The sequence below is a fragment of the Flavobacterium sp. LC2016-23 genome (assembly GCF_009674775.1).
Lineage (GTDB): Bacteria > Bacteroidota > Bacteroidia > Flavobacteriales > Flavobacteriaceae > Flavobacterium.
In genome coordinates this window covers 36,523-50,570 of sequence record NZ_WKKE01000020.1, presented here as the reverse complement: position 1 = coordinate 50,570, position 14,048 = coordinate 36,523, and the positions used below count along the sequence as shown (strand labels likewise).

Annotated in this window: 6 protein-coding genes; all 6 read right to left on the bottom strand. The window is 36.3% G+C overall.

Features of this window, described 5'->3' with window-relative positions; translation table 11 throughout:
• Positions 1–74 precede the first annotated feature (74 nt).
• Positions 75–1,637, bottom strand: coding sequence for a glycoside hydrolase family 28 protein (locus GJU43_RS17045; protein WP_229655070.1), 1,563 nt, complete (start codon positions 1,635–1,637; stop codon positions 75–77).
• 30 nt (positions 1,638–1,667) lie between these two features.
• A complete protein-coding gene (locus tag GJU43_RS17040) occupies positions 1,668–3,305 on the bottom strand; it encodes a sodium/sugar symporter (protein ID WP_154342206.1) in 1,638 nt (545 codons plus the stop codon).
• A gap of 53 nt (positions 3,306–3,358) precedes the next feature.
• Positions 3,359–4,501 (bottom strand): acyltransferase family protein, encoded by a 1,143-nt coding sequence (locus GJU43_RS17035; RefSeq protein ID WP_154342204.1) that lies wholly within the window; start codon positions 4,499–4,501, stop codon positions 3,359–3,361.
• 138 nt (positions 4,502–4,639) lie between these two features.
• Positions 4,640–7,780: a glycoside hydrolase family 2 TIM barrel-domain containing protein gene (locus tag GJU43_RS17030; protein WP_154342202.1), complete on the bottom strand. Its 3,141-nt coding sequence runs from the start codon at positions 7,778–7,780 to the stop codon at positions 4,640–4,642.
• 42 nt (positions 7,781–7,822) lie between these two features.
• Complete coding sequence (locus GJU43_RS17025; protein ID WP_154342200.1) at positions 7,823–8,701, bottom strand: inositol oxygenase family protein; 879 nt, start codon at positions 8,699–8,701, stop codon at positions 7,823–7,825.
• 1,299 nt (positions 8,702–10,000) lie between these two features.
• A complete protein-coding gene (locus GJU43_RS17020) occupies positions 10,001–14,035 on the bottom strand; it encodes a two-component regulator propeller domain-containing protein (protein ID WP_154342198.1) in 4,035 nt (1,344 codons plus the stop codon).
• Positions 14,036–14,048 lie beyond the last annotated feature (13 nt).

Here is a 14,048-nt window from a genome sequence, read left to right as displayed (position 1 = left end):
CTGTCTTATATTATGAAAATTTATTTTACAGTTTCCCACGGTTGAAACCGCGGGCTATCTTATATTGTGAAAATTTATTTTACAGGTAACTCAAATTTATTTTGTTCCGGTTCTGTTTTTCTTTTTAAAGATTCACTGTCCAGATTACTTGATAAAACATCTTTAAAAACAATTTGATTGATTTTATCCGAAGGCATATCAATCGCTTTCATCGTGAGATTTTTTACATCATCAAAAACAAAGGCGGGACGAAAATCTTCTTTCTCCAAAATCAGTTTTATATTCTTCATTTCGATTCCGTCGGCGTGACGCACATAAAATCCCCAGGAAGGCAATTCCCCAAACATGGTAAATTCAGGGTAACCGTTTATGTTTTCTTTTACATCTTTCAATCGGCTTAAAGGATGATACGCCATTCCTTTTGAAGCTCTTCCCGGATAGGTAATTTCAATATTTTCTAAAGTTACATTTTCGACAAGATGTCCCGGAATTCCGGCAATAGAAGCCGGAAACGGATTATGGAAATAGTCCACTTCCGGTCCGCGCAAATCATAATCTATATCCGGACGCCCAAAAGGAACCTGCACTTTTACATTTTTAATCGATACATTTTTGATATAACCCGGCTTGTCTCCATTTCTGTGGCCTAAACGGATCAATATTGCATTTCCTGTATTTACAGCCGTAATATTCGAAACTTTAATATTCTCAATCTCGGCTCCGTCTACAGATTCGATCGCGATTGCCGATCTAAAAGTATCATAGACCTCGATGTTTTCAACGGTTACGTTTTTGAAACTGCCATAAGAACCTGTACCAAATTTAACCGCATTGGCACTCGATCTGATCGTGCAGTTGGCGATGTAAATGTTATTATTCTGTAATCCGGGTGACTCCGATTTCAGACAAATACCGTCATCTGCCGCGTTTACATTGCAATTGGTGATCCGGACATTTTCGCATCCGTTAACATCAATTCCATCATTGTTCCAATAAGCCGTACTATTGACTTTCATCGAATCAATGACAATATTTTTGCATTCTGTAAAACACTGCACCCAGCCAGGACTGTTTTTTAATGTGATGTTGATCATGGTTATAGAATCGCATTTTACAAACGAAATCAATTTTCCTCTTCCGTCTTCGGGGCGCATTCTCCTGTAATTGTATTTGGGATCAATTCGAACTCCTGTATGATGCAGACTGTCAATTGCTAATGCCAGTTCTCTTCCCTGTCCATCTATGCTTCCTTTTCCGTTTACAGCAATATTTTTTGCTTCATTGGCTACAATCAATGCCCTTATCCCCTCATATTTCGGATAATCATCCGGATTGGTGCTCCCTAGCAAAACCGCTCCTTCTTCAAAAAACAATTCGACTCCGTTTTTTAAGACGATACTTCCCGATAAAAATCTGCCTTTAGAAAAAACAACTCTTCCTCCCTTATTTTTATTTGCGGCATCAATGGTTTTCTGAATTGCTTTTGTATTTAAAGTTTTGCCGTCTCCTATTGCACCAAAAGAGGTGACCAAATAGTCCTTTCTTTTAAAAGCATACATTTCTGAACTGAAGCTTAACTGTAAAATCAAAAACAAAATGATACAACTCCTGAAAACTTGTTTATGATAAATATCCATGTTTATTTTTTTTAAACTATTAATTTAAAATCACCAAAAAACAGTATATAAAGCGACTAATACTCCACTAATGATAAATGAGCCGACAATAAACTCTGAAGACACTTTAAACATAGCGTTATCTACTTCTATTTCATGGATTTGAGCCTCTTCTTGAGAGACTGGTTTTGCCAGACTAATACCGACCATTATGGATACAATTAAAAAGAAAACCATGGTCATTCTGTCTAAGAAAGGGTAATCCGGAAAAGCTCCATCTGTCCACATTGGAAGAAATTTTAATATTGCAGCGAGAGGAACTGTGAGTAATGCACCGGCAAGACCCGCTGATGGTGTTGTTTTTTTCCAAAACATTCCTAATAAAAAAACTGCTAAAACACCCGGAGAGAAGAATCCTACGTATTCCTGTATAAATTGATACGCCTGATCTAATGATTTTAATGCCGGCGCTACGATGGCGGCAATAATCATACAGACAACCACACACCATCTGCCGGTACGTACCAGCTTTTTTTCTGTTGCCTGAGAATTAAAATATTTTTTATAAATATCTAAAGAAAAAATAGTCGAAATACTATTTGCTTTTCCGGCCAAAGAAGCTACAATCGCTGCTGTAAGAGCCGCTAGAGCTACACCTTTTAATCCGGCAGGAAGCAAATTCATTAAAGTGGGATAGGCATGATCTGGCTTTAAAACTCCTGCTGCATCTGCCATTTCCTGTTGAAACATTCCGTTCGAATGCATTACAAACATTGCAATACCCGGTAAAACAGCAATGATTGGTACTAATAATTTTAGGAAAGCGGCAAATAAAATTCCTTTACGGGCCGTTTTTAAATCGGCTCCCAAAGCTCTCTGAACGATATATTGATTGCATCCCCAATACGCCAGATTATTGATCAACATACCCCCAACCAAAACAGACATCCCCGGCAATTCATTATAATGCGGATTTGTCTTGTCTAATATCATGTGTAAATGTCCTGGCGCTTCATCCCCAATAATGGCAAGTCCCTTTAAAATATCTTTTCCAAAACCAAACTGCTCTGAAAGTAAAGTCAATGCCAGATAAGTTGTTACTAATCCTCCCAGAATTAAAACGATAACCTGAAACATATCGGTGTATCCGATCACCTTCATTCCTCCTAAAGTAACGATCACAGAGAATAAACTCAGTGCAATAACACAAAACTGAAAGCTGACCGGCGCAATAGATGAAATAGCCAGAGCGCCTAAGTAAATTATAGAAGTAAGATTTACAAATACATAAATTAACAGCCAGATAATGGCCATAATAGTACTTACGGTTCCGCTGTATCTTTTGGCCAGAAACTGCGGCATGGTAAATATTTTATTTTTAAGGTAAATCGGCAGGATAAACATCGCCACGATAATTAATGTGGCAGCAGACATCCATTCGTAGGAAGCAATTGCAAGTCCGATAGCGAAACCTGAACCGCTCATGCCAATAAAATGTTCTGCTGAAATATTGGAAGCAATCAATGAAGCTCCAATGGCCCACCAGGTAAGTGATCCTTCGGCTAAAAAATATTCGTTGGAGCTTGTTGCTGCAGTTTTCTTGCTTCTGTAAATATACATTCCATAAGCGGTGACTATGACAAAGTAAATAAAGAAAACAATATAATCTGCGGTTTGTAATACATTCATAATGCGTGGTTATTGTGTGGTTAGTTAGTAAAATGTATTTAAAATTTAATCTCTTAAATTTTAAGAAACCATTTCCTTTTATATAGAAAATAAAGTAAAAGGAGCTGTATGACAGTTACTGATAAAGCGGCAAATACAGGCTGCCAAATGAGCGGCAGAAAATTTATAAGTCCGCCAAAGACATAATCTGCCGTATGTTTAAAATCTACTAAGCCTTCAGCAGCTATATAAATTAAAATAGAATTTGAACCGATTAAGATTAAAGGAAATGCCCATTTATGAAAACCAAAAAGGTCAATTATCAAATAGAAAAAGACAAAAAACAAAATACTGAACCCTCCGACAAAACATACAAATGAACTTGTCCATAAATGTTTATTGATGGGGAAATTAATATCCCAAATCAAGCCTCCAATAATAAGAAGCACAGCCGTTAGAGCCATTAAAAGCAATTTTACTTCTACCGAAAAAAGATATTTTGCTTTTAAAAATGTTCCTGTAAAAACGCCCAATAACGCTGTAGCAATTGCAGGTATGGTAGAAAGTATTCCTTCCGGATCATAAACCGTACTGTGCAGTCTGCCCGGCAAAAACAGACGGTCAATATAGCCTTCCAGTGATCCTTCTTTGGTCAAAACTCCTGCACCAAAATCGGGTACAGGAATCCATTTCATCGCGACATAGTAACCAATCAAAATACCGAAGAACCAGATTAGCTGTTTTTTTAGATCAAAATTTAAATAGAGGATTCCGGCTAAAAACCAGGCCAGACCAATTCTTCCTAAAACACTGGCAAAACGCGTTTGGTCGAAACCATCAAATCGCAGCAATCCATTTACTACAAATCCCAGAACCACTAAAATACAGGTTCTTTTGAGCATTGATACGTATATTTTTCGCTTTTCGTTACGCGGTAAATCTTTTGGAGTTTTTACTCCTGCCAAATGCATTTTCTTTTCAAAAGAATAAGGCATCGATACTCCTGCAACAAACAGAAATACGGGAAAAATCATATCGTAAAATGTAATTCCATTCCATTCCGCATGATGCAGTTGCGATGACATCCATATGAAAACAGGAATTGGAGCCGTTTTTGCCAGAGCATGAATGATATGTTCTCCGCTCATAATCCAAAACATAACAAATCCGCGAAGCGCATCTAAAGAAACTAATCTTCCATTTGTAGTGTTACTCATTTTTTTAATATTCAGTGGTCAGTTGATCGTTTTTTTTAGTATTCAGTCTCGGTTTTCAGTCGCAGTCGTCAGTCCCGGTCTTCAGTCGCAGTCGTCAGTGCAAACTGAGACTGTAAACTGAGACTGCGACTGAAAACTTTAAAAAATTGGTTTTATAACAAATCCGTAGCTGTATTCGTTTTGCGTCAATACATATTGTTCGTGTGGTGGTAATCCCCAGCTGTTGTCTCCTCCTAATCCGCGCTGTGTTAAATCAACACAAACGACAACTTCATTTCGAGGTGTAATGTCGCTGGAATGAATGTTCTTTTTAGAAATTCCCCCGTCAAAATCAGCCGGATAATTATTCAGTGTACTCATGCCTAAAGGCTGCAGACCTTTTATTTCCAGGCCATTTCCTGTATTGCCTGACAATTTAAACCAGCGCACATCTGTTTTGTATCCATTTTCCTGAGGACGTGTGTAAGGCACATACTGGTCTGCAACTTTACTGTTATAAATTCCTTTGAATGCAGCTGTTTTTCTATCGGGATAATTTTCTAAAGGGCCTCTTCCGTAATAATCCAGATTTTCTAATGTATTTTTTAATGTAAAAATCATTCCGAAACGTGGTAATTCCGGTAACGGATTGCTGCCTTTTTTGTAAGACGCCTGTATTTCTAAAGCACCATCATTTCCTAAAGAATATTTGATTGTATAATCAGAAGCAACATCGTTCAGTTTTAATTTGGCAATCACATATTTTTTTCCGTTTTCCTCCGTCAGCTGAATATTTTCCAAAGTGGTATTTTTACCCGCTGTTCTCCATACGTTCGTTCTAATCTGCATTTTATTTCCAATATCATTATCGGTTGGTGCTCTCCAGAAATTGGGTTCAGGATATTGTTTAAAATACTCCTCACCTTTTAAACTATAGAAAGAAATTAATCCTGTTTTTTTACTGATTTTGACCACAACATTGTCTGAAGTCAGTACAAACTGCTCTTTTTCTTCCTGAATTTTAGAAGAACTTTCCTTTTCAGAATTCGCAAAATAATTGGAGTCTTCGATAATAAACTGTTCTTTGGCAATTTCAAAATGCTGAGGCAGTAATTCAGAACCTGTTTTGGTATACGCAAAAACATTCAATACATATTCTGTTCCTTCTTTTGACTCTAATTTTGGTAAATCAAGCTTAAACTGTTTTTTTGTTTTCGGATCTAATACTACATTTATGGTACCTTCTTTGATTACTTTACCGTTCTCTAAAACCTCATAGTTAAAATTGTATTTGCTCAGGTTGGTAAATCCGAAATCATTTATGATTTCAATTACTCCGTTTTTGATATCCACGGCATTAAATAAAATATCCTGATATACTTTTTTTACTTCAAATGCCCCGGGATGTGGTGTTCTGTCAGGAAAAACTAGTCCGTTATGACAAAAATTTTCGTCATTGAGATAATTCTGGCTTCCCATATCACCACCATAAGCCCAGTATTTTCTGCCTGCTTCATCCGTTCTTTCAAATCCCTGATCTACCCAGTCCCAGATAAAACCACCCTGCATATTTTTGCTTGCGCGAATAATGTCCCAGTATTCCTGAAAATTACCGCTGCTGTTTCCCATGGCATGTGAATATTCACACATGATATACGGACGACTTACTTCTTTGCGCGCCGCATACTCTTTCATGTAAGCAATGGTTGGGTACATCGGACATACAATATCTGTGTTTTCGTTTTCTTTTGCCTGCTCAAACTGAACTAATCTTGTATTGTCTCTTTTTTTGATCCATTTATAAGCCTCATGAAATACCGGCCCGTTGGCACTTTCATTGCCTAATGACCAAATAATTACCGATGGCATATTTTTATCTCTTTCTACCAGGCTGTAAATTCGGTCTAAATGTGCTTCTCTCCATTCCGGAAGATAACCCGGATTAGTTTTTGGATTCATCCAAATTAGAGGCTGTCCCTCCACTCCCATTCCATGGCTTTCGATATTGGCTTCATCTACCAGAAACAAACCGTATTTATTACATAGTTTTACCCATAAAATATTGTTTGGATAATGACTGCAGCGTACTGAATTAATGTTCAGCTGCTTCATCATTTTGATGTCTTTCATCATCGTGGCTTCATCCTGATAATGTCCTGTTACCGGATTATGTTCGTGAATATTTACGCCATGAACCATCAGTCTAACTCCGTTTACCAGTAATTGCCCATCTTTTAATTCTACTTTTCTGAATCCGATTTGAGAGGAAACAGTTTCTACAATATCTCCTTTTGCATTTTTTAAAGTCAAAAGCAAAGTGTATAAATTTGGCGTTTCACTACTCCATAATTTAGGATTGGATATATTCTGAGAAAAAGTAATAGTTTCAATTTTAGATGCTTCAAAATTGACATTAAGTTCTTTGCTGAACACATTTTTTCCTGAAGCATCTACCAATTTTGCAGTCAGGTTTTGATTGTTAACAGCCGTTGCAGTCAGGTTTTTTAAACTTACTTCTACATTCAAACTTCCGTTTTTGTACTTCGCATCTAAGTCTGGTCTGGCAAAAAAATCTGAAATGCGAATATTATCTGTGCTATACAAATAAACATTTCTGTCGATTCCGGAAAGTCTCCAGAAATCCTGATCTTCCAGATACGAACCGTCACTCCATCTGTACACTTCTATTGCTAAATCATTTTTCCCGGGTTTTAAATATTTAGAAATATCAAATTCTGCCGGGCTCTTGGTGTTTTCGGTATATCCTACTTTTTCACCATTCACCCAAATATACATGGCGGATGTTCCTGCTTCAAAATGAAGAAAAACATGTCGGTTTTTCCAATTTTCAGGCAGTACAAAATCTTTTTTATAGGATCCGACAGGATTATCCCAATGATTGATAAACGGTGGATTTCTTTCGAAAGGATATGTAATATTGGTATAAATTGGTACACCATAACCATTCAGTTCCCAATTGGATGGCACCTGAAGTTCGTTCCAGTGCAACGTATTGAAATCTGTTTTATAAAAATCCTTTGGCCGCTGATCCGGTGTTGGTGACCAGGAAAATTTCCATTTACCGTTTAAAGAAAAATACCAGGGTGAATTTTCGTATTTATCACTTATAGCCGAAGTTTCATCTGCATAAGGAAGAAAAGCAGCGCGTGCCGGTTCTCTGTTAATTTGAAACACCTGTGGATTTTCCCAATCGTTCCGGTCCTTCTCCTGAGCCAAAACTAAAGTTCCGCAAAGCAGCAGCAGGGGTAACAAAAGTATATTGATTTTGATTTTATGCATTATTTTGGTTTTAGATCGCTTTCAAATGAAATTTTTGATATTCTAGAACTTCAATTTCTCAGGTAAATATTTCGCCACTAATTCTTTATAATAAGGAAGCAATTCTTTTACATCTTGCTTAACGGGAGCTTTAGTATACAAATCGTACGGATTGAATTTTTTAACCCAATCAAACATTTCTATATCTTTTTCATTCATTAAATGGGCATAAGCATTTTCTTTATGCTGTGAATAAAAAGAATGATAACGAATCATGTATAAAGCCGGATCCGGAAGATAATCTTTCATAATCTGATATAAATATTCGTCATGTCCCCAGCTCATTTTCACATTATCCAGTCCGCAGTTTTGGGTGTAAACCCCAAATTTGGTATTGAATCTTTTATCTGTATAATCGGGGTTTTCTTTAAAAAACTCCGAATAAACAATTTTATCTGAATATGCACAGCCCACCGGAAATGTATCGCCGACAACTGCCCACTGAGGCTCTCCAAACAAACATAAAATTTTACCCAGATCGTGAATGAAACCCGTCAGTACAAACCAATCCGGATGACCGTCTGCCCGAATCGCTTCTGAAGTCTGTAAGAGGTGTTGTGTCTGATCTAAATCTATATCCGGGTCACTGTCGTCTACGAGTGTGTTTAAAAAATCAACCGCTTCCCAGATTGACATTTCTTTTTTATTGAATTGTAAAAACTCCTGCTCTTTGCTGCATACAAAATCATAAGTCTGATAGGTATGGTTTATTCTGTAAAACTCCTTAACCGTTTCCAGTCTTTCCGAATCAACATAATTTCTGAATTCTTCTTTTTGCTTCTCCGGTATACTTTCTGAAGGATCAGGATATCGCAATAACAAATCATCTTCCCATTCATCTAAATTATTCAATGGATTGTCTGTGTCTATATGCTTTTTCATAATGCTGAAAAGTTTAAAGTTATAAGACAAAAATAGAATTACCTGTACCGTTCAAAATGGATTAATACATCAAAAACATGGATAATTCTTATTTTTTACAGGATTTTTACAATTGTTTAGGTGGTTATTTTGATGTGTTCCCGTGGTTTCAACCACGGGAACACATCAGAGGAGAAATTAGATTATGGATATACATTACGTTCCCAAGGTTGAAACCGCGGGCAATGTTTTGAATATTGAAATGAAAGATTGGGGAATCGAAGTTCAAATATAGCCCGTGGTTTCAACCACGTGAGAAATAACAGAAGAAATTAGATTATGGATATACATTACGTTCCCACGATTGAAACAGCGGGCAATGTTTTGAATATTTAAATGAAAAATTGGGGAATCGAAGTTCAAATATAACCATGGTTTCAACCACGGGAGACATAACAGGAGAAATTAGATTACAGATATACATTACGTTCCCACGGTAGAAACCGCGGGCAATGTTTTGAATATTGAAATTAAAGATTGAGGAATCGAAGTTCAAATATAGCCCGTGGTTTCAACCACGGGAGACATAACAGAAGAAATTAGGTAACAGATATACATTACGTTCCTATGGTTTCAACCACGGGGAGAAATAACAGAAGAAATTAGATTACAGATATACATTACGTTCCCGGTTGAAACCGCGGGCAATGTTTTGAATATTGAAATGAAAGATTGAGGAATCGAAGTTCAAATATAACAATGCTTTCAACCACGGGAGACATAACAGGAGAAATTAGATTACAGATATACATTACGTTCCTACGGTTTGAAACCGTGGGCAATGTTTTGAATATTGAAATGAAAGATTAAGGAATCGAAGTTCAAATATAGCCCGTGGTTTCAACCACGGGGACATCAGAGGAGAAAATTAGATTATGGTTATATATTACATTCCCACGGTTTGAAACCGTGGGCAATGTTTTGAATATTGAAATGAAAGATTAAGAAATCGAAGTTCAAATATAGCCCGTGGTTTCAACCACGGGGACATCAGAGGAGAAAATTAGATTATGGTTATATATTACATTCCCACGGTTGAAACCGCGGGTTATGTTTTGAATATTGAAATGAAAGATTGAGGAATCGAAGTTCAAATATAGCCCGTGGTTTCAACCACGGGAGAAATAACAGAAGAAATTAGATTACAGATATACATTACATTCCCACAGTTGAAACAGCGGGCAATGTTTATGTTTAGGATATCTTTGTCATGGGTTAAAAACTTTGACAAAGACTGGTTCCGATATTCGAAAAGGAAAATTAATTGATCAGCTTACTTGGCGGGAAACCAAACTGTTTTTTAAAACATCGACTGAAATATAAAGGATCATTAAAGCCAACTAAATTGGTTACTTCAGAAACATTGTACTTTTTACTTTTGAGTAATTCTGCTGACTTTTTTAAACGAATGGTTCTAATAAATTCGTTTGGAGCCAAATCGGTCAGTTCCTTAATTTTTCGATATAATTTTGAAGAACTCACGCCCAATTTATCACATAAAAACTCTGTAGAAAGATCCACTTCACTTAAATTATTATTGATTAAAGTAGTCACTTTTTCCATAAACTCTTCATCAACTGGAGAATGTGTTAGCATGCTAATCTTACCTTCTACTTCTCCGGAGAATTTTTGTTTGAGTTCTAATCTTGACTTGATAATATTTTCAATAACCGTTTTAAGCAATAACGGCTCAAAGGGTTTTACCAGGTAGCCATCGGCTCCCATGTCATATCCTTTTACTTTATCCCTATTTTCAGCAAGTGCCGTGAGCATTACAACCGGAATATGACTGATGAATTCATCATTTTTAAGTTCCCTGCAAAATTCCAGTCCGTCCATAACGGGCATCATGACATCAGCGACGCATAAGACGGGTTTAATTTGCCGGCAGATTTTCAAACCTTCTTCCCCGTTTTCTGCATCGTAAACTTTATAATAATCGGACAAATAGTCCACCAGGTATTTTCTAAGTTCACTGTTGTCTTCAATTACCAATATTTTTTCTTTAAGATCTGTATTCTGAATGATTTTCTTAGCCGCTTTTTCCGGAATAAGCATACTCAGATTGTCATTTTTAAGTGCATATTCAAACACTTCCTTATGCTCGTAAGAATCACGGTCAATAGGAATTTCTACTCTAAATGTACTTCCTTTTCCCGGTGTACTTTCTACAGAAATTATTCCTTTATGAATTGCCACTAAAGATTTTACCAACGACAAACCAATACCCGATCCGGTATTATTGGCTTTACTGTTTGTGGCCTGATAAAATCGCTTAAAAATTTTATCCTGACTTTTTAACGGAATTCCAATTCCATCGTCGGTTACTTCGATCACTAAAATGTCTTCCACTGTAGCTTTCAGCCGGATGTACAAATCGACATTTCCATTTTTATTGGTAAACTTTAAGGCATTTGATAATAGATTGTATAGAATCTTATCATATTTGTCATTATCCAGCCAGCCGTTTATTTCATCATCTTCAGAAATAAAATTGAGCTTAATCTTTTTATCATAAGCCATTTCCTTAAAGGAGTCAAAAATATTTTTCGAATAAGCCAGAATATCGGTTTTAGTCACTTTAAGTTTTAATTCCCCTGATTGTGCTTTTCTAAAATCCAAAACCTGATTTACCAGATTCAGTAGCCTGCTGGCATTTTGATAAATCAGATTGTATCTGCTTTTTTCATAATCGGTTGCATTGTTACTTTCATCCAGCAGCTGTTTGGCCGGACCTAAAATAAGCGTTAACGGCGTTCTTAATTCATGCGAAATATTGGTGAAGAAACGTAATTTTTCATTATTCAGCTTAACATCATGCTCTCGGTTTACTTTCTCTGTAAGCAGTTCCTGTTTTAAACGAATTCTGTTTTTGATTTCTTTTCTGATGAAATAAAAAACACCAAATAAAAGTGCTAAAACCAGTAAAAAAGAGGTCGGAGTCAGCCAAAAAGGCGGCAGGATTTTTATTTTATACGAAACCGTTTTACTCCAGTATCCGTCGCTGTTGCTGGATTTTATTTTAAACACATAATTTCCGGGATAAAGATTGGTATATTGTACTATTCTGGAAGTACTGTTAGCCGTAATCCAGTATTTATCAAAACCTTCCAGCATATATTGAAACTTATTCAGCTTTTCATTTGCAAATGAAGGAGCCGAAAACTGAATCGAAAAATTGCGGTTTTTATGAGTAAGTTCTATCTCTTTTCCATAATTCAGATCTTTTGAGAGCGGAATTTCTCCATTGATTTCCATTTCGGGAAATACTTCTTCGTTCTGAATTTTAAATTCGGAAATAACAGGCAGCGGTGACCATTTATTTCTTTTCATTGCGGGCGGTGAAAAAGAGATAATACCATTTTTGCCTCCCAGAAAAATATTAGAATTATTAAAGTAAAAAAAGCCACTTGAACTGAAAACGTCCAACCTGTTACCACTGTTTACGTGGTAAATACTAATATCTTTTAAATTAGATTTAACGAAAGCAATATTGTTGTTATTGATATTCAGCCATAAATTTCCGTTTGCATCTGATAAGAGATCGGTAATCCATTTACCCGACAGTTCTTTAAGATTCTTTACGGGTTCAAATTCGTTCTTTTCCGGATTGTATAAGCACAGCCCAAAACGCGTTGACGCCCATACTTTTCCTTTTGTATCGACCAAAACATCACTTACATTTTCATCATGAGGCACTCCTTTTTCTTTGATAAAAAGGGAGGAATAGGTTTCTATTTTTCCTGAATTGATATTGTATTTTACAACTCCGGTTTCTGTAGCAAACCAAACATTATTTTTGGCGTCTTTTTCAATCGCATTAATCTGAAAGTCCGGCAAAAGTTTACCCGAAGTTTGTACCTGCAGCGTTTTGGTATTCAAAATTACTGCACCTTCTCCAAAAGAACCCACTATCATCGAATCGTCTCCAATCTTTGTAAAGGCAAAAACAGGCGATTTTTCAAATCCTGTCTTTATTTCCCTGGAAGAATTTGTGCTGTAATTGTAAACTAAAATAGTACCGTCCCAAAGACCACAGTAAAAAATTTTTCCATCATCAGAATAAATACTGGCGATATCTTTTCCAGTATTGTGTAATGGTGTTGAGCCTTTTGTAGTAGAAATAAAAAGCCCGTTGTGATAGGTTGCCACAATCACTTTTTCGTCATACGTTTTAGCAAAACCTCGTATACGCGGCGCCTGATTCCCTATGGAACGCGATATATCTTTGTTTAAAGTAAACTGATTTTCGTAAGGATCGTACTTATCCAATCCGTCTTCTGTTCCAATCCATAAGACTCCGGAAGCATCAAAATAAAGGGCTGAAATTAAATTATCTACCAGTGAGGTGTCATCTGATAAAATGGAATAATACCATTTGTAATTCCCTTTCTGAATGTCTTCTAATTGATTGCAGACGAGTAATCCGCCTAAAGTTCCGACCCAGTATTTTCCATCTGAGGCGCGGGCAACGGATAAAAAATACGGACCTAAAGCCCCCCTAACCTGTTTATTTTCTATATATAAATTAACAAACTGATCCCTGGCCTGATCCAATTTATATAAACCTTCCCGGGTTCCGACAAAAATATCTGATTTGGCGTCTTCGTAAATAAAATTAAGATATGGATTTTTTATATTTGAATATGGAACAGAAAGCGTATAAGTATTAATTCTTACGATTGCTCCTTTTGCATCCATAGTAATTTTTGCTACACCTGCTTTTTCATAACTTCCAATCCAGATATTCCCTTTTTTATCTTCAAAGATTTCTTTTACGTAATCGAAACCTTTAAGCTTAATTTTTTCGAATCGGTTTTCTTTCAAAAAGAACAAATACACTCCTTTGGTTTTGGTACCAACCCAGACTCTTTTGAATTTATCGACATAAACGGATCTCACCTCATCGTCAGGCAGACTATTCGGATCATTATTTTTATGAAAAAAAGTGGTAAAAACATGGGTATCCATTTTGAAAAGAGTCAGTCCTTTTCGGGTACCGATCCATAAATGATCTGATTCTTCATCGAGTTCCAAAGCTGTTATATCATCATTGTACAATTTATTCCTTCCGGCAGTGGAGCCCATGTAGTTTTTGAATTGATAGCCGTCAAAACGATTTAATCCTGAGAATGTTCCAAACCACATGAAGCCTTTTTTATCCTGCACAATATGGCGCACAGAATTATGAGACAATCCATTATTGTCATTATAGTGTGTGAATTTTATATTCTGTGAATAAGAATGATAAAAAAGGACAAAAAACAAGAATAGGATGAAGAATCTTTGTCTCATGGAAATAAATTAT

Bases quoted from the DNA above. Each gene is read 5' to 3' on its own strand.
- GJU43_RS17045 (WP_229655070.1), bottom strand. From the start codon at position 1,637: ATGGATATTTATCATAAACAAGTTTTCAGGAGTTGTATCATTTTGTTT.
- GJU43_RS17040 (WP_154342206.1), bottom strand. From the start codon at position 3,305: ATGAATGTATTACAAACCGCAGATTATATTGTTTTCTTTATTTACTTT.
- GJU43_RS17035 (WP_154342204.1), bottom strand. From the start codon at position 4,501: ATGAGTAACACTACAAATGGAAGATTAGTTTCTTTAGATGCGCTTCGC.
- GJU43_RS17030 (WP_154342202.1), bottom strand. From the start codon at position 7,780: ATGCATAAAATCAAAATCAATATACTTTTGTTACCCCTGCTGCTGCTT.
- GJU43_RS17025 (WP_154342200.1), bottom strand. From the start codon at position 8,701: ATGAAAAAGCATATAGACACAGACAATCCATTGAATAATTTAGATGAA.
- GJU43_RS17020 (WP_154342198.1), bottom strand. From the start codon at position 14,035: ATGAGACAAAGATTCTTCATCCTATTCTTGTTTTTTGTCCTTTTTTAT.